Below are 16,939 nucleotides of genomic sequence, written 5' to 3'. Positions count from 1 at the left end.
GCGTCAATGTCCGGCGGCAGGCGCGCCCGCGCCCCAGACATAGATCGCGGCGAACAGGAACAGCCAGACCACGTCGACGAAGTGCCAGTACCAGGCGGCGAACTCGAAGCCGAGATGCTGGTTCGGCTTGAAGTGGCCGAGATACGCCCGGTACAGGCAAACCGCCAGGAAGATCGTGCCGATGATGACATGCGCGCCGTGGAAGCCCGTCGCCATGAAGAAGGTGGCGCCGTAGATGTTGCCCTTGAAGGCGAAGGTGGCGTGCGAATACTCGTAAGCCTGGCAGATCGTGAACAGGACGCCGAGGATCACGGTCAGCCACAGCGCTTGCTTCAGGCCGGCGCGATCGTTGTTGATCAGGGCGTAATGCGCCCAGGTCACGGTCGTGCCCGAGGTCAGCAGGATCAGCGTGTTGAGCAGCGGAAGGTGCCAGGGATCGAAGGTCTCGATGCCCTTCGGCGGCCAGTGCCCGCCGGTGAAGTCGTAGCGCAGGTAGTTGATGTGCTCGCCGGCGAAGAGGCTGGCGTCGAAATAGGCCCAGAACCAGGCGACGAAGAACATCACCTCGGAGGCGATGAACATGATCATGCCGTAGCGGTGATGGATCTGAACGACGCGGGTGTGGTGGCCTTCCTTCTCGGCCTCGCGCACCACGTCCATCCACCAGGCGAGCATGGTGTAGAGCACGCCGAGCAGGCCGGCGCCGAAGACGAGCGGGCCGATATGCATGCCGCCGACCGGCATGGCCTTCATCCACATCACCGCGCCGATCGCCATGATCGTCGCGCTGGCGGCGCCGACGAGCGGCCACGGGCTCGGATCGACGAGGTGATAATCGTGGTGCTTCGTATGGGCCCCGGCCATCGTATTAAGTCTCCGCGTACGGCTTTTTTGTCCGCGCTCGTGGTCTAGCGTGGTTCTACAGTTTCGGATTGCCCGCGTCACCCTTGACGGGGCCGGCCTTGTCCTCCGCGACGGGCTGGCCCGACTTGGAGGCGAAATAGGTGTAGGACAGCGTGATGGCGTGGACCCCGTCGAGCTCGCGGTTCTGGGCGATTTCAGGGTCGATATAGAACACCACCGGCGCCTCGAAGCTCTCGCCGGGCTTCAGCGTATGCTCGGTGAAGCAGAAGCATTGAATCTTGACGAAATAGGCCGCGCCCTTCTCGGGCGCGACATTATAGGTCGCGATGCCCGTGACCGTACGGTCCGAGCGATTCGTCATCTTGTAGAACACGGTCTGGGTCTCGCCGACCCTGACCTTGATCTCCGGGCTTTCCGCCTCGAATTTCCAGCCGAGCCCCGGCGCGACATTGGCGTCGAAGCGCACCGCCATCGTCCGGTCGAGGATTTTGCCGGCGCCGGCCGTTCCGATCATCGGCGTGCCGCCGAAACCGGTGACCTTGCAGAACAGATCGTAGAGCGGCACCGCCGCGAAGGAGGCGCCAAGCATGCCGAAGGCGACGCCGGCACAGATCAGCGCGGTGCGCGCCGGATTGCCCTTGCGTTGCTGGGGAGCGGGCGCCGTCATCACAGCGGCCGGTTCAGGATCGCGGGGCCGGTCTTCACCAGCGTCACCACGAAGAAGAAGATCACGAGCCCGCCGAGCACCAGCGCCAGCGCGATGGAGCGGCGGCGACGGCGCGCCATGTCCTCGGGCGAGAACGGCGCGGGGGTGACCTGTTGCTGACGCTGCTCGCTCATCCGATCACCTTCGGCAGCGCCCACATCAGCCCGAAGCCGTTCTCGACGATCAGCACGGCGAAGAGCAGGAACAAATAGAGGATCGAGAAGCCGAACAGCGACCAGCAGGCCTTGGTCGCGGCGGGGCCTTCGGTCCGCAGCCAGACCTGGATCGACAGCGCGATCATGACGAGGCCGGTCGAGACCGAGACGGCGAGGTAGAGCAGGCCGCCGAAGCCCATCAGGGCCGGCAGGACAGCGACCGGTGCCATGATCAGCGAATAGAGCACGATCTGCCGGCGGGTCGCGGCCGGGCCGGCGACGTTCGGCATCATCGGGATGCCGGCGCGGGCGTAGTCCCCGGACTTCACCAGTGCGAGCGCCCAGAAATGCGGCGGGGTCCACAGGAAGATGATCGCGCACAATACGATGGAGTGCCAGCCGAAATCGCCGGTCACGACAGCCTCGCCGATCATGGGCGGGAAGGCGCCGGCAGCGCCGCCGATCACGATGTTCTGCGGCGTCCAGCGCTTCAGCCACATCGAATAGACGACGGCGTAGAAGAAGATGGTGAAGGCGAGCATCGCCGCGGCGAGCGCGTTCGCGACGAGCCCGAGCACCAGCACGGAGCCGATCGAAAGGGTCAGTCCGAAGGCCAGCGCCTCCGAGGGCAGGATGCGGCCCGACGGGATCGGCCGCTTGGCGGTGCGGCTCATCAGCGCGTCGATATCGGCGTCGTACCACATGTTGAGGCAGCCGGACGCGCCCGCCCCGACCGCGATCGCGAGCAGCGCGGCAAGGCCGAGCACGGGGTGCACCGAGCCCGGCGCGGTGGCCATGCCGGTCAGCGCCGTCACGATGACCAGCGACATCACGCGCGGCTTCAGCAGCGCGAAGAAGTCACGAGCTTCGCCGGTGGAGGCTGTCAGGCTCTCGGTGCGGGTCTCGAACGCAGCAGACATCAGTTGGATCGTCTTCGTACTCTTGTGAACGGCGCCCGTGGGCGCGGGGTCTTCGCGGCGTGGTTGCCGCCCGTCTCCGGAACGCTCCTTGGAGCGCTCGGGGGAAGGGCGGCGGCGGGCCCTGAAGCCCGCCGCCTCAAATCTCAGTGGTCCGAGCCGGTGATGCGCGGCAGCGTCTCGAACTGGTGGAACGGCGGCGGCGAGGACAGGGTCCACTCCAGCGTCGTCGCACCTTCGCCCCACGGATTGTCGCCGGCGAGCTGCTTCTTCGTGAAGGCGACCACGAGGCCGTAGAAGAAGATCAGCAGGCCGAAGGCAAAGATGTAGGAACCGATCGACGACCAGAAATGCCATCCCGCGAAGGCGTCCGGATAGTCCACATAATGACGCGGCATGCCGGCGAGCCCGAGGAAGTGCTGCGGGAAGAACAGCAGGTTCGCGCCGACGAAGGCGACCCAGAAATGCAGCGTGCCGATCCAGTCCGGGATCACGTAGCCGCTCATCTTCGGGAACCAGTAGTAGAAGCCCGCGAAGATGCCGAACACGGCGCCGAGCGACAGCACGTAGTGGAAATGCGCCACGACGTAATAGGTCGCGTGCAGCGAGCGGTCGACGCCGGCATTGGCCAGCACGACGCCGGTGACGCCGCCGACGGTGAACAGGAAGATGAAGCCCATCGCCCAGACCATCGGCGCGGTGAAGCGGATCGAACCGCCCCACATCGTCGCGATCCAGGAGAAGATCTTGATGCCGGTCGGCACCGCGATGACCATCGTCGCGAACACGAAATAGCGCTGCGTGTTGAGCGACAGGCCGGCGGTGTACATGTGGTGCGCCCACACGATGAAGCCGACAACGCCGATCGCCACCATGGCGTAGGCCATGCCGAGATAGCCGAAGATCGGCTTCTTCGAGAAGGTCGAGATGATGTGGCTGACGATGCCGAAGGCCGGCAGGATCATGATGTACACTTCGGGGTGGCCGAAGAACCAGAACAGGTGCTGGTACAGGATCGGATCACCGCCGCCGGCCGGATCATAGAAGGTCGTGCCGAAATTGCGGTCCGTCAGCAGCATGGTGATCGCGCCGGCGAGGACCGGCAGCGACAGGAGCAGCAGGAACGCCGTGACCAGCACGCCCCAGGCGAACAGCGGCATGCGGTGCATGGTCATGCCCGGCGCGCGCATGTTCAGGATCGTGGTGATGAAGTTGATCGCGCCCAGGATCGAGGCGGCACCGGCAAGGTGCAGCGACAGGATGCCGAAATCGACCGACGGGCCGGGGTGTCCGGATGTCGAGAATGGCGGATAGACCGTCCAGCCCGTGCCGACGCCCTTGGCGCCCGGCGCACCCTCGACGAACATCGAGATGATCATCAGGATGAAGGCGGCGACCGTCAGCCAGAACGAGATGTTGTTCATGCGCGGGAAGGCCATGTCCGGCGCGCCGATCATCAGCGGCACGAACCAGTTGCCGAAGCCGCCGATGACCGCGGGCATGACCATGAAGAAGATCATGATCAGGCCGTGGCCGGTGACGAAGACGTTGTAGCTCTGACCGTTGGCGAAGATCTGCAGGCCGGGCTGCTGCAGCTCGATGCGCATCATGATCGAGAGGAAGCCGCCGACGAGACCCGCCATGATCGAGAAGATCAGGTAGAGCGTGCCGATGTCCTTGTGGTTGGTCGACAGGAGCCACCGGCGCCATCCGGTCGGATTGGCGTGATGGGCCTCGTCATGGCCGTGAGCGTGAGCCGCTGTTGCCATCGTTCTTCTCCTCGGCGACTTACTTGGACGCGGCAGCAAACTTGCTGCCCGCATCTTCGGCATTGGCGAATTTCTGCTTCGCTTCCGCGAGCCAGGCGGCATAGCGCTCCTGGCTGACGACGCGGACGGCGATCGGCATATAGGCGTGGTCCTGGCCGCAGATGAATGAGCACTGGCCGTAATAGATGCCTTCGCGCTCGGCCTTGAACCAGGTTTCGTTCAGGCGGCCGGGAATGGCGTCGATCTTGATGCCGAAGGACGGGACCGTGAACTTGTGGATGACGTCGGAAGCGGTGACCTGGACGCGGACGATCTTGCCGACCGGGATGACGGCCTCGTTGTCGACTGCGAGCAGGCGGGGCGCCTCGGCCTCGGCGATGCGCTTGCTGGCGATCGCCTTGGCGCGCTCTTCCTCGTTCAGCATCAGCGAATCGAAGGTGAAGCCGCCGCTCTCCTTCGGGTACTCGTAGGTCCAGCGCCACTGGTTGCCGGTGACCTTCAGGGTCATGTCGGACTGCGGCACCTCGAGCTGCAGCTTGAGCAGGCGGAACGAGGGAATCGCGATCACGACGAGGATGAGGACCGGGATCACGGTCCAGGCCACCTCGAGCAAGGCGTTGTGCGTGGTCTTGGAGGGGACCGGGTTCGCCTTCTCGTTGAAGCGGAAGACGACATAGATCATCAGCGCCAGCACGAAGAGCGTGACGATGGTGATGATGATGTTCAGCCAGTCATGGAACCAGTGGATGAACTCGGCGACGGGCGTGACCGCGCCCTGCAGGTTCATCTGCCAGGGGGACGGCATGCCGGTGCCGGCGATCGCCGGGACGGTCGCCAGCGCTGCGACGGCAAGGGCCGTGGCGGCCGCTGTTGCAAAGGTCCTGCTCAGAAATCGCATCGATCCGACATGCTCCTCAATCGACTTGCCTGGGAGCCGACCGGCTTTGCCCCACGCATGAAGGGGCGACCGTGAAGTCGCCTCATTCTTCGAGATTGCGATAAATCAAAGATCACGCTTGCGCCAGAGGGGCAATGAAGACTGCCCCCATCCACAGTGCGGCAAAATCGCACGAGGCCTTGACGAAGCTCCTGGGCCGGCGTTCCGCCTTGACAGGACCCACCCTGCATGGTCCGAACGCGTTTTATGTTGAGGAGCCGCGGGATTCTCTGGCGCGGTCGGCGTTTTGCCTGAATTCTGCGCTTCTGCTGCGGTTTCAAGGACCGGTTTGAAAGGGATGGCAGGGATGATGAGGATCATCGGAGCGGCAGGCGCCCTGGCGCTGGCGCTCATGGGGACGAGCCTCGCCGCCGGCTCCGCTTTCGCGCAGGGCGCGGTGCGCTCGACACATGGCGACTGGCAGATGCGCTGCGAGGTGCCGCCGGGCGCCAAGGCGGAGCAATGCGCGCTCGTCCAGAACGTCGCCGCCGAGGACCGGCCCAACCTGACGCTTCTCGTCATCGTGCTGAAAACGGCCGACCAGAAGAGCAGGCTTCTGCGCGTCGTCGCCCCGCTCGGCGTGCTGTTGCCCTCGGGCCTCGGCCTCAAGATCGACGACAAGGATATCGGCCGCGCCGGCTTCGTGCGCTGCCTGACCACCGGTTGCGTGGCGGAGGTCGTCATGGACGATGCCCTGCTTGGCCAGCTCAAGGGCGGCAAGAGCGCGACTTTCATCGTATTTCAGACGCCGGAAGAGGGGGTGGGCGTGCCCGTTTCCCTCAATGGCTTCGGCCCGGGCGTGGAGGCGTTGCCGTGATCGACCAGACTGTGTTCGCGAGCCGCTGGCTTGCCCTGCCTTTGCTGTGCCTCGGCCTGGCCGGTTGCGGATCGATGTCATCCGGGGGCAACACCGCGCTAAACGTCGTGATGTTCCAGTCCACCACGCCGCCGCCGGCCGATCAGCTGCCGCGGGAAGACGATGTTGACGCGACGCTGGTCTGCCCCGAGGTCATCATCTCCGATGGCGGCGCCGCGATCCGCGCCCAGGCGGGACAGGATTCGAGTGGCCTGCGCTATCAGATCTCGATCACCAACGTTGCGCGCGAGTGCACCGCGACCGGAAACGGCACCTTCCGCCTCAAGGTCGGCGTCGAGGGGCGTGTGCTGCTCGGCCCGGCCGGCAGCCCGGGTAGCTATGGCGCCACGCTGACGACCACGGTGATGCGCGGGACGAGCGTCCTCGGCAAGCGCAGCGCGCGCGTCGGCGCATCGATTCCCTCCGGGCAGAGCGGCGCCGATTTCATCCATGTCGAGGAAGGCATCATGGTGCCGGCCGGCAAGGGTGATGTCGAGATCTTCGTCGGCCTGGGCGGCGGCGGGCCTGCCGCGCCGGCACGTCGGCGCCGCTGATTAAGGCGGCTTTGCCGTAAAAGACGACGGCGCGCCGATTGACTCAACCGGCGCGTCTTGTATCTGTGCCGAAGCCGCATATCCCCGCGGGAGAGACCGGGTTTCGAGCCCGGCGCCGAAGGCGCAACCGCCCCGGAAACGCTCAGGCAAAAGGGCCGCTGGGGATTTGGCGCTCTGGAAAGCGGCGGGCAGCGATGTCCGCCCACCGACGGGTGTAACTCGTCCGATCTTATGGGTCGGGCGAGGAAATCTCTCAGGTGCCGAGACAGAGGGGGCGCGTTCCGGACACTGTCGTCCGGGGCTTGCGCTTGACTCTGGGAGGGGCATGCCATGGCTGCCGAGGCCACTACCGACACCGCCGGCGCTGCCGCGCCGCTGAAGACCCCGCTCCATGCGCGCCATGTCGCGCTCGGCGCCCGCATGGTGCCCTTCGCCGGTTACGATATGCCGGTGCAGTACCCGGCGGGCATCCTGACCGAGCATAACTGGACGCGCGAGAAGGCCGGGCTCTTCGACGTCTCGCATATGGGCCAGTGCTTCCTGATCGGCCCCGATCACGAGACGACGGCGAAGGCGCTGGAAGCGCTGATCCCCGCCGATATCGTCAATCTCGCCCCCGGCAAGCAGCGCTATTCGCAGCTCCTCAACGAGGAGGGCGGCATCCTCGACGACCTGATGGTGACGCGCTCGATCGATCCCGACGAGGACGGCGCGCTCTATGTCGTCGTCAATGCCGCCTGCAAGGATGCCGACTACGCCCATATCGAGGCGCGTCTGCCGGCCAATGTGAAACTGGTCAAGGCCGAGCATCGCGGCCTGATCGCGCTGCAGGGGCCGGGCGCCGAGGCGGCGCTCGCGAAGATCGCTCCCGAAGCCGCCGAGATGGGCTTCATGTCCTCGCGCACCATGAAGGTCGCCGGCATCAAGGCCAATGTCAGCCGCTCCGGCTATACCGGCGAGGACGGCTACGAGATCTCCGCCGCCGCCAACAAGATCGGCGAGATCTGGGACACGCTGCTGCTCGACGGCACCGTCAAGCCGATCGGCCTCGGTGCCCGCGATTCGCTGCGCCTCGAAGCCGGCCTGTGCCTCTACGGCCATGACATCGACACCACGACCTCGCCGATCGAGGCCGCGCTCAACTGGTCGATCCAGAAGCGCCGCCGCGAGGAGGGCGGTTTCCCGGGTGCAGCGCGCGTCCAGCGCGAGCTGGCGGAAGGCGTTTCGCGCATCCGCGTCGGCCTGAAGCCGGAAGGCCGTGCTCCGGCCCGCGAGGGCACCGAGATCGCGACGCCCGAGGGCGAGGTGATCGGCGTCGTGACCTCCGGCGGCTTCGGCCCGACGCTCAACGGCCCCTGCGCCATGGGCTATGTCGCCAAGGCCCATTCGGCGCCGGGCACGCAGCTCAACCTGATCGTGCGCGGCAAGCCGCTGCCGGCCGTCGTGGCGACGATGCCCTTCGTGCCGAACGGCTACAAGCGCTGAACCCTTTTCCGGACAACTGACGCCAGGAGGAAACCATGGCCGAGACCCGCTACAGCAAGGACCACGAATATATCCGCATCGAGGGTGACGTCGGCACCGTCGGCATCTCCGACTACGCCCAGTCGCAGCTCGGCGACGTCGTCTTCGTCGAGCTCCCCGCGGTCGGCAAGGCGCTGGCCAAGGGCGGCGAGGCCGCCGTGGTGGAGAGCGTGAAGGCCGCGTCCGAGGTCTATGCCCCGGTTTCCGGCGAGGTCGTCGAGGTCAATGGCGAGCTCGAAGCCGCGCCCGGCACCGTCAACGAGGACCCGGCGGGCAAGGGCTGGTTCCTGAAGATCAGGATCAAGGATGCCGGCGAGCTCGACGCCCTGATGAACGAGGCCGAGTACCAGGACTACGTGAAGTCGCTCTGATCGCGGTCATCCCGCACGCGCTGCGGCATGCAATGCCGCTGCGCAGATGCGGGACCGTTCCCCGAAAGAGGCGCCTTCCCGTCGCACGATCCCGTGTCTGCGCAGCGGCATTCCATGCCGTGGCGCGCACGGGATGACACCCCGAAACGGAATCACCCCATGCGCTATCTCCCGCTCACCGATACCGACCGCGAGGACATGCTCGCGCGGATCGGCGTCTCCGATGTCGACGCGCTGTTCAGCGACGTGCCGGCTGGCAAGCTGCTGAAGGCCCCGGTCGATCTGCCCCGCGCCAAGGGCGAGCTCGAGGTCGAGCGCATCCTCGGCAAGATGGCCGGCAAGAACACCGCCGCCTCCGCCGTGCCCTTCTTCGTCGGCGCCGGCGCCTACAAGCACCATGTCCCGGCGACGGTGGATCATCTGATCCAGCGCTCGGAGTTCCTGACCAGCTACACGCCCTACCAGCCCGAGATCGCGCAGGGCACGTTGCAATACCTCTTCGAGTTCCAGACCCAGGTCGCGGCGCTGACCGGCATGGAGGTCGCCAACGCCTCGATGTATGACGGCTCGACCGGCACGGGCGAGGCCGTCCTGATGGCGCACCGCGTCACCAAGCGCCGCAAGGCGGTGCTCTCCGGTGGCCTGCACCCGCACTACACCGCGGTCGTCGAGACCCTCTCCGAGATGGCCAACGACGAGGTCGTGGTCCTGAAGCCGGACGTCTCGGCCAATGAGGACATCCTCTCCCAGATCGACGACAGCACCTCCTGCGTCGTCGTCCAGTCGCCGGACGTGTTCGGCAACCTGCGCGACCTCAAGCCGATCGCCGAAAAGGCCCATGCCCATGGCGCCCTGCTGATCGCGGTCTTCACCGAGGTCGTCTCGCTTGGCGCGGTCGTGCCGCCGGGCGCCCAGGACGCCGATATCGTCGTCGGCGAGGGGCAGTCGATCGGCAACGCCCTGAATTTCGGCGGCCCCTATGTCGGCCTCTTCGCCGCCAAGTCGAAGTACATCCGCCAGATGCCGGGCCGGCTCTGCGGCGAGACGGTCGATTCGACCGGCCAGCGCGGTTTCGTGCTGACGCTCTCGACCCGTGAGCAGCATATCCGCCGCGACAAGGCGACCTCGAACATCTGCACCAATTCCGGCCTCTGCGTGCTGGCCTTCACCATCCACATGACGCTGCTCGGCCAGACCGGCCTCGCGCGCCTTGCCGAGGTGAATCACGCCAATGCCGTCAAGCTCGCCGACCTGCTGGCCGGCGTCGAGGGCGTGACCGTCCTCAACGACAGCTTCTTCAACGAGTTCACCGTGAAGCTGAAGAAGCCCGCCGCCGAGGTCGTGGAGGTGCTCGCCGCCAGGGGCATCCTGGCCGGCGTCCCCGTCTCGCGCCTCCTGCCCAAGGCCGGGCTCGACGACCTGCTGATCATCGCCTCGACCGAGGTGAATACCGATGAAGACCGGGCAGCCCTCGTGGCGGCGCTCGTGGAGGTGCTGTGATGCTGAACCGTCAGGGACGTCCCACCCAGGCCGGCGAGGCCGCTCATACCGAGCACGCCACCTTCACCGGCAACAAGGCTCTCCAGCAGGTCGAGCCGCTGATCTTCGAGATCGGCCATCATGAGGCGACCGGCGTCGACATCGACAAGCCCGCGCCATTCAAGTCGCGCCTCGGCAAGCATGCCCGCCAGGGCGAGATCGGCCTGCCCGGCCTCTCCGAGCCCGAGACGATGCGTCACTTCGTGCGCCTCAGCCAGAAGAACTACGGCATCGATACCGGGCTCTTCCCGCTCGGCTCCTGCACGATGAAGCACAATGCCCGCCTCAACGAGAAGGTGGCGCGTTTGCCGGGCTTCTCCGACGTGCATCCGCTGCAGCCGCTCTCGAGCGTGCCCGGCGCGCTCGACCTGATGCTGGAGCTTGCCCGCTACCTGATGACGCTGACCGGCATGCCGGCCGTGGCGCTGTCGCCGAAGGCCGGCGCCCATGGCGAGGCTTGCGGCATGATGGCGATCAAGGCCGCGATCGCCGCCAAGGGCGAGGGTGCGACCCGCAATGTCGTGCTCGTCCCCGAATCGGCCCATGGCACCAACCCGGCGACGGCGGCTCTGATCGGCTTCTCGGTGAAGGCGGTTCCGGCCCGGCCGGACGGCACCGTCGCGGTCGAGGACGTCAAGGCCCTGCTCGGGCCGGACATCGCCGCGATCATGCTGACCAACCCGAACACCTGCGGCATCTTCGAGCCGCAGATCGTCGAGATCGCCGCGGCGATGCATGAGGCCGGCGCCTATTTCTACTGCGACGGCGCGAACTTCAACGCGATCGTCGGCAAGGCCCGCCCCGGCGACCTCGGCGTCGACGCGATGCATATCAACCTGCACAAGACCTTCTCGACGCCCCATGGCGGCGGCGGTCCCGGTGCCGGCCCGGTCGTGCTCTCCGAGCGTCTGGCGCCCTTCGCGCCGGTGCCCTTCATCCATGTCGAGAACGGCAAGCCGCATCTGATCGAGTCGTGCGACGAAGCCCCAGTGGGCAACCAGCCCTTCGGCCGCATGACCGCCTTCCACGGCCAGATGGGCATGTACGTTCGCGCACTCGCCTACATGCTGAGCCACGGCTCGGACGGCATGCGCCAGGCTTCCGAGGACGCGGTGCTGAACGCGAACTACATCCGCGCCGGGCTCAGTGACCTGATGTCGCTGCCCTTCCCGGATCACCCGTCGATGCATGAAGTGCTGTTCGACGACGAATGGCTGAAGGGCTCGGGCGTCTCGACGCTCGATTTTGCCAAGGCGATGATCGACGAGGGCTACCACCCGATGACGGTCTATTTCCCGCTCGTCGTCCACGGCGCCATGCTGATCGAGCCGACCGAGTCGGAATCGAAGGCGGCGCTCGACCTCTTCATCGCGACGTTGCGCGACCTCGCCATCGCGGCCAAGGGCAATGACAAGGAGCGCTTCACCAGCGCCCCGCATCACGCCCCGATCCGCCGCCTCGACGAGACCCGCGCCGCCCGTTCGCCGGTCCTGAAATGGGAGAAGCCCGCTCCCGCCAAGGCCGCCGAGTAAAGCGTTTTCGGCCATGCTGACGACATTCGTCAGCATGGTGAAGGGCGCTGGCAGCTTCTTAAGCATTCCTTGACCATGTCGCGGAATGATCCCCCGGTGCCGCTCTGTGCGGCCCGGGGGTTTTCATGTCTGCGCGTCCCTCCATCCTCGCCATTGCGGCCGCTGCTTTGCTGGCCTCGACGGCGCTCGTGCGTGCCAACGAGCCGAGCTATGGCCCCAACACCTATGACCGCACGCTCGAGGCGCTGATCGCGCATGAGGACGTCGCCAATCGCGGCGGCTGGCCCAAGGTGCCGGCGAGCGCCACATCCCTGAAGCCGGATTCGCAAGGGCCGGATGTCGTCGTGCTGAAGCAGCGCCTGCTCGCCAGCGGCGATCTCGCGCCCGAGGCGGTGGCCGGCGACGTCTATGACGCGAACGTGGTCGAGGCGGTGAAGCGCTTCCAGCGCCGCCATGGCCTGTCGGATCTCGGCACGGTCGGGCGCCTGACCCTGAAGGCGATGAACACGCCGGTCGAATCGCGTCTGAACCAGCTCACCGCGACGCTGGAGCGCCTCAAGGGCAACGGCTTCAACTTCGCCAATCGCTATGTCGTGGTGAACATCCCCGGCGCCAGCGTCGAGGCGGTCGAGAACGGCACGGTCGCGCAGCGCCACCTCGCCATCGTCGGCCGGCCGGACCGGCCCTCGCCGGTGATCCAGGCGAATATCTCCTCGGTCAACCTGAACCCGTATTGGACGGTGCCGATGTCGATCGTGAAGGCCGACATCATCCCGCATATGCGCAAGGACCCGAGCTTCATCGCCAAGTCGAACATGAAATTGCTCGGGGCCGAGAACAAGGAAATCGATCCGGCCGGCGTCAACTGGGCGACGCTGAAGAACCCCTACTTCTACGTGCGCCAGGAGCCGGGGCCGACCAACTCGCTCGGCCAGATGAAGATCGACATGCCCAACAGCGATGCGGTCTACATGCACGACACGCCGAAGAAGACGCTGTTCCGCAACGACATCCGCTTCAATTCATCCGGCTGTGCCCGCATCGAGGGCGTCCGCGATCTCGGAGCCTGGCTGCTCGAAGGCTCGGAATGGAACCGCCAGTCGATCGAGGACGAGATCGCCAAGGGCGAGCGCAAGAACATCACGCTGAAGAAGCAGGTCCCAGTCGCCTGGGTCTATCTGACGGGCTGGCAGGGCGCGGACGGGCAGGTCCAGTTCCGCGACGACATCTACGGGCTCGACACGCCGCAGGGCATCGTCACCTCGACGATCCAGCCGCGGAAACCCAAGCCCAAGGCGGCGGTCGTGCCGCCGGCACGGCCTGCAGCGACGCCGATGACGGCTTCGGGCAATCCGCCGGCTGCGACGGCGACCGCCAGCAACTGAGAACCGTCAGGGCCGCTTCAGGATCGCCATCACGGCGTCGATGGCTTCGGCACGCGCCTTCGGATCGCTGCCGATGGTGACCAGGCCATCGGGCCGCTGCGAATAGGCTGCCTTACGCTCGCGCAACGGCAGGCTCGGATGGTCAAAATCGTGATAGGCGCCGGGGAAGCCGACGAAGCGTGCCCCGCCGCTGCGGGCTAGTTCTTCGCACGGGGCCGCCGGCGTCCAGTCATCGGCCAGCCCCTGGAAGATCGCGGTATCGGTCTGTGCCCGCCAGCCGCGCTTCAGGATGACGCGGCAGCCGGGATAGAAGGCAATGACATGGCGCAGGCGCCTGGCTTCGGGAGCGCCCGCGACGCGCAAGGCCGTCGAGCCGCCATTCGACCAGCCGATCAGGGCGATGCGCTGCTTTAGGGCGAAGCCCTGTTTCTCCAGCCAGTCGATAGCGGCGAAGGCATCGCGGGCGCGGCCGGCCGGCGTCAGCGAGCGTTCGCGCTCGTTGCAGAGCGCTTTGATGCCGCGCGGTCCGAAGCTGTCGACAAGCAGAACGGCATAGCCTGCGCTGGTCAGGCGCTGCGACCAGTCGCTTTCGCGGGCATTGATCTCGCCCGAGCGGGCGTAGAGCCCGGCGCAGCCGTGCAGACCGACGACGACGGGGAAGGGGCCTGCTCCCGCCGGGCGCGCCAGCCAGCCGACGAGTTCGCGCGAATCGCGCGACGGAAAGCTCACCTTCTCGAAGGCGTTCGCAGAGGTTGCCGCCAAGGCAAGCGGTAGGAGCGCGATAGCGAGTAGGCGGACAAGACGACCGATCATCCCCAAACTCCGCTTCCAAATACGCGATCAGGTTTGCAGGCTAGTCCTCGGAACCACTCCGTCATCCCGGGCTTGCCGCGGGATCCATCGAAGGGCTCCGGAACTCTATGATGGATCCCGGATCTCCGCTTCGCTGCGTCCGGGATGACGTTGTGTTCCGCCCGCATCAACGGGTGCCGGGTGATTGCGGTTGTGACAGTTCGGATCAGGAATCCGGCGGGAGAGCAGCAAAGAAAAACGCCGCGTCCTTGCGGGCGCGGCGTCATCATATCGAGCAATCGGCTCCGGCTCAGTTGAGCTTGGCCTTGACCTCGTTCAGCCCGGCGGCGAAGGCGGCTTCGCCAGCCTTGCCGGCCATCTGGCCGCGCAGGATGGTCGCGGCGGCCTGGGTGGCAGCCTCCGCAGCCGCGGCGCGAACCTCGGCCTCGGCCTGGCTTTCGGCCTGGGCGATCTTCTCCTCGGCCGCCTTGGTCCGGCGGGCGACGAAATCGGCGAGCTTGGCCTCGGCTTCCGCCGCGAGGCGCTTGGCCTCGTCATTGGCGGAGGAGACGATCTCGGCGGCCTCGGCTTCGGCGGCCTTGCGCTTGGCATCGTACTCGGCGAGCAGCTTCTCGGCCTCCTGACGCAGGCGGCGGGCTTCCGCCAGCTCCTGCGCGACCTTCTCGCCGCGCGCGTCGAGCGCCTTCACGATCGCGCCCGGCACGCCGAACTTGACCAGGATGGCCAGGAAGATGACGAGGGCGACGCCGACCCAGAAAGTATCCATCTGAACTCTCCTCAGCCGCGCGTCAGGGCCTGGTCGACAGCCGCCGACGCCTCGCTGGCGCTGGGAGCCTGACCGGTCAGCTTGGTGACGATCGCGGTGGCGATGTCGCTGCCGAGATCGCGGACATTGCCCATCGCCTTGGTCTTGGTCTTGGCGATGGTCGCCTCGGCCTGCGCCATCTTGGCGGCAAGCTCGGCCTCGGTGGCGTGACGCTGGGCGTCGCTCGCCTTGGCGCCAGCTTCGCGCGCCGTCTGGGCGATGCCCTGGGCGTTCTTGCGGGCCTCGGCGAGAGCCTTCTCATAGGCCTGCGCCATATCCTCGGCCTTCGCCTGCATCTCGGTGGCCTGGTCGAGGTCGCGGCCGATCGTGTCGGCGCGCTCTTCCAGGATGGAGCCGAGGCGCGGCAGCGCGACCTTGGACATCAGCCAGTACAGCGCACCGAAGGTGATCGCGAGCCAGAACAGGTTGCTGGCGAAATGCGCGGGGTCGAAGGGCGGGAAGGAGGCCTTCTCGCCGGTCAGGCCCGGAGTGGCAGCCTGCGCCGCACCCGCCAGCAGAGTGGCGAACGAGGCGATAGCCACCGGCCATCCTTTTCGCACGAACCCTGAAGATCGAACCGGCATGGCGTGCCTTTCAGCGCTTAAAGATAGGAAACCGTCGCGCGTTTGGCCGGATGGCCCGAACGCGCGACGAGAAAGCAGTCGACGAAAACGTCAGACCACGAAGAGCAGGACGAGCGCGACGACGAACGCGAAGATGCCCAGACCTTCGGCGAGCGCCGCGCCGATGAAGGCGCGCGGGAACTGGCCGTCAGCCGCCGACGGGTTGCGCAGGGCGCCCGAGAGGAAGTTGCCGAAGATGGTGCCGACGCCGATGGCGGCGAGGCCCATGCCGAGCGAGGCGAGGCCGGCGCCGATGAACTTGGCTGCAACAGGATCCATGGTCTTATCTCCAGTGTGGAAGGTTTTAACGGGGTGGGATGAACTCTCGCGAGCGCTGCCCTTAGCCTCAGTGGCCGGGGTGCAGCGCGTCGTTGAGATAGACGCAGGTCAGGATCGCGAAGACATAGGCCTGCAGGAAAGCGACGAGGAATTCGAGCGCGGTCAGCGCGACAGCCAGCAGCAGCGGCAGCGGCGCAATGGCATAGCTCAGCACGGCGCCCGAGCCGAGCAGCGCGACGACGAAGCCGCCGAAGACCTTGAGGGCGATGTGGCCGGCCAGCATGTTGCCGAACAGGCGAAGCGACAGCGAAACCGGGCGCGACAGGAAGGAGACGGCCTCGATCAGCACCATGAAGGGCAGGAGCCAGCCGGGCACGCCCGACGGCACGAACAGGCCGAAGAAATGGCTGCCATGCTTCACGATGCCGTAGACCAGCACGACCGAGATGACGAGCACGGCGAAGGCGGCGGTGACGATGATCTGGCTGGTGACGGTGAACGAGCCGGGGATCATGCCCAGCATGTTGCTGGCCAGCACGAACATGAACAGCGAGAACACGAAGGGGAAGAACTTCATGCCTTCCTTGCCCATCACGCCTGTCAGCGTGGAGGCGACGAATTCGTAGATCATCTCGGCGAGCGACTGCAGGCGGCCGGGAACGACCGCACGCTGGCTCGAGCCGTAGATCATCAGCGCCGAGACGACGGCGAGCACGATCACCATCCACAGCGAGGTGTTCGTGAAGGAGAGATTGATGCCGAGCGGCTTCAGCTCAACGAGATTCGTGATGTGGAATTGGTGGATCGGATCGATTCCGCCGCCGGCCGCCATTGTCTCGTTCCTCGTCGCGCGGCCCGGACGGCCGCCTTTCGATCAATTCGCCTTCGGACCGCCCTTCGACCCGGAGGTCGGACGCGAACCGAGCCGGTAGACGGCCCTGAAACCCGCGATGGTTCCGATCACCAGGAAGGCGATCAGCAGGAACGGGGACGTTCCCAGCCACCGGTCGCCGAGATACCCGATCAGGGCACCCGCGATGACACCGCCTGCAAGATCCGTCGCGGCGCGAAAGCCTGAGGACATCGCGCCCGCAAGGGCCTTGTCCTCTCCAACCGGGCTCGCGCCCGGCTTTTCGTTCTCTTCCGCCCGCTGGATCGCGGACTTCAGGGAACCCAGTCTTGCGCGCAACTCCGAGTCTGAGGCGTTTGGGTCGGGTTCGGACATGGTCTTGGTCTCCGTCTTGATCGCGTTTACGCCGCGATCCGGCGAAAAACCACTATAACCACGACCAAACCCGCGCATCGAGCCG

The 16,939-nt window shown here is 66.2% G+C and carries 19 protein-coding genes and 1 riboswitch; of the genes, 7 read left to right on the top strand and 12 right to left on the bottom strand.

The window, feature by feature from the left end; all coding sequences use genetic code 11:
- Positions 1-3: 3 nt before the first annotated feature.
- The 6 genes from AC3WMA_RS04950 to coxB form a co-directional block, all read right to left on the bottom strand.
- On the bottom strand, positions 4-864 hold the full coding sequence (locus tag AC3WMA_RS04950; RefSeq protein ID WP_492284264.1) for a cytochrome c oxidase subunit 3: 861 nt from the start codon (positions 862-864) through the stop codon (positions 4-6).
- Positions 865-919: 55 nt separating this feature from the next.
- Positions 920-1,531 carry a cytochrome c oxidase assembly protein gene (locus AC3WMA_RS04945; protein ID WP_492284263.1) on the bottom strand — a complete coding sequence of 204 codons (612 nt, stop codon included), beginning with the start codon at positions 1,529-1,531 and terminating at the stop codon, positions 920-922.
- Entirely contained in the window at positions 1,531-1,704 is a 174-nt protein-coding gene (locus AC3WMA_RS04940) for a cytochrome c oxidase system small membrane protein (protein WP_492284262.1), read from the bottom strand. The genes AC3WMA_RS04945 and AC3WMA_RS04940 overlap by 1 nt, the downstream gene beginning before the upstream one ends.
- On the bottom strand, positions 1,701-2,645 hold the full coding sequence (locus AC3WMA_RS04935; protein WP_492284261.1) for a heme o synthase: 945 nt from the start codon (positions 2,643-2,645) through the stop codon (positions 1,701-1,703). Before AC3WMA_RS04935 ends, AC3WMA_RS04940 begins: the two co-directional genes overlap by 4 nt.
- Before the next feature lie 143 nt (positions 2,646-2,788).
- A complete protein-coding gene (gene ctaD / locus AC3WMA_RS04930) occupies positions 2,789-4,411 on the bottom strand; it encodes a cytochrome c oxidase subunit I (RefSeq protein ID WP_492284260.1) in 1,623 nt (540 codons plus the stop codon).
- Between the two features lie 19 nt (positions 4,412-4,430).
- Positions 4,431-5,309: a cytochrome c oxidase subunit II gene (gene coxB, locus AC3WMA_RS04925; RefSeq protein WP_492284259.1), complete on the bottom strand. Its 879-nt coding sequence runs from the start codon at positions 5,307-5,309 to the stop codon at positions 4,431-4,433.
- A 337-nt stretch (positions 5,310-5,646) separates the two neighbouring features.
- On the opposite strand from coxB, the gene AC3WMA_RS04920 reads away from it, so the two are divergent.
- The 7 genes from AC3WMA_RS04920 to AC3WMA_RS04890 all read left to right on the top strand — a co-directional run bounded on the left by AC3WMA_RS04920 (position 5,647) and on the right by AC3WMA_RS04890 (position 13,109).
- Positions 5,647-6,165 carry an invasion associated locus B family protein gene (locus AC3WMA_RS04920; RefSeq protein WP_374678976.1) on the top strand — a complete coding sequence of 173 codons (519 nt, stop codon included), beginning with the start codon at positions 5,647-5,649 and terminating at the stop codon, positions 6,163-6,165.
- Positions 6,162-6,758, top strand: coding sequence for a hypothetical protein (locus AC3WMA_RS04915; RefSeq protein ID WP_492284258.1), 597 nt, complete (start codon positions 6,162-6,164; stop codon positions 6,756-6,758). Before AC3WMA_RS04920 ends, AC3WMA_RS04915 begins: the two co-directional genes overlap by 4 nt.
- A 77-nt stretch (positions 6,759-6,835) precedes the next feature.
- Positions 6,836-6,926, top strand: a riboswitch (glycine riboswitch).
- Between the two features lie 162 nt (positions 6,927-7,088).
- On the top strand, positions 7,089-8,243 hold the full coding sequence (gene gcvT, locus AC3WMA_RS04910; protein WP_492284257.1) for a glycine cleavage system aminomethyltransferase GcvT: 1,155 nt from the start codon (positions 7,089-7,091) through the stop codon (positions 8,241-8,243).
- A gap of 35 nt (positions 8,244-8,278) precedes the next feature.
- Entirely contained in the window at positions 8,279-8,653 is a 375-nt protein-coding gene (gene gcvH / locus AC3WMA_RS04905) for a glycine cleavage system protein GcvH (protein ID WP_492284256.1), read from the top strand.
- 159 nt (positions 8,654-8,812) lie between these two features.
- A complete protein-coding gene (gcvPA, locus tag AC3WMA_RS04900; RefSeq protein WP_492284255.1) occupies positions 8,813-10,153 on the top strand; it encodes an aminomethyl-transferring glycine dehydrogenase subunit GcvPA in 1,341 nt (446 codons plus the stop codon).
- Positions 10,153-11,724 (top strand): aminomethyl-transferring glycine dehydrogenase subunit GcvPB, encoded by a 1,572-nt coding sequence (gene gcvPB, locus AC3WMA_RS04895; RefSeq protein ID WP_492284254.1) that lies wholly within the window; start codon positions 10,153-10,155, stop codon positions 11,722-11,724. Before gcvPA ends, gcvPB begins: the two co-directional genes overlap by 1 nt.
- 125 nt (positions 11,725-11,849) lie before the next feature.
- Complete coding sequence (locus AC3WMA_RS04890) at positions 11,850-13,109, top strand: L,D-transpeptidase family protein (RefSeq protein WP_492284253.1); 1,260 nt, start codon at positions 11,850-11,852, stop codon at positions 13,107-13,109.
- Positions 13,110-13,115: 6 nt separating this feature from the next.
- Here AC3WMA_RS04890 and AC3WMA_RS04885 read toward each other — a convergent pair whose 3' ends face one another.
- The 6 genes from AC3WMA_RS04885 to AC3WMA_RS04860 all read right to left on the bottom strand — a co-directional run bounded on the left by AC3WMA_RS04885 (position 13,116) and on the right by AC3WMA_RS04860 (position 16,854).
- On the bottom strand, positions 13,116-13,922 hold the full coding sequence (locus tag AC3WMA_RS04885; protein ID WP_492284252.1) for a dienelactone hydrolase family protein: 807 nt from the start codon (positions 13,920-13,922) through the stop codon (positions 13,116-13,118).
- Between the two features lie 289 nt (positions 13,923-14,211).
- Positions 14,212-14,688, bottom strand: a complete 477-nt coding sequence (locus AC3WMA_RS04880; protein ID WP_492284251.1) for a F0F1 ATP synthase subunit B family protein — start codon at positions 14,686-14,688, stop codon at positions 14,212-14,214.
- An 11-nt stretch (positions 14,689-14,699) separates the two neighbouring features.
- Positions 14,700-15,269: a F0F1 ATP synthase subunit B family protein gene (locus AC3WMA_RS04875; protein ID WP_492284250.1), complete on the bottom strand. Its 570-nt coding sequence runs from the start codon at positions 15,267-15,269 to the stop codon at positions 14,700-14,702.
- 132 nt (positions 15,270-15,401) lie between these two features.
- Positions 15,402-15,629, bottom strand: a complete 228-nt coding sequence (locus AC3WMA_RS04870) for a F0F1 ATP synthase subunit C (protein ID WP_038360954.1) — start codon at positions 15,627-15,629, stop codon at positions 15,402-15,404.
- 67 nt (positions 15,630-15,696) lie between these two features.
- A complete protein-coding gene (locus tag AC3WMA_RS04865; RefSeq protein ID WP_492284249.1) occupies positions 15,697-16,461 on the bottom strand; it encodes a F0F1 ATP synthase subunit A in 765 nt (254 codons plus the stop codon).
- A 42-nt stretch (positions 16,462-16,503) separates the two neighbouring features.
- A complete protein-coding gene (locus tag AC3WMA_RS04860) occupies positions 16,504-16,854 on the bottom strand; it encodes an AtpZ/AtpI family protein (RefSeq protein ID WP_336809738.1) in 351 nt (116 codons plus the stop codon).
- Positions 16,855-16,939: the final 85 nt, after the last annotated feature.

The organism is Allobosea sp. FW305-C-101 (assembly GCF_058783685.1).
Note: the sequence above shows the minus strand (reverse complement) of the source record. Positions and strands in the feature narration are given on the sequence as shown.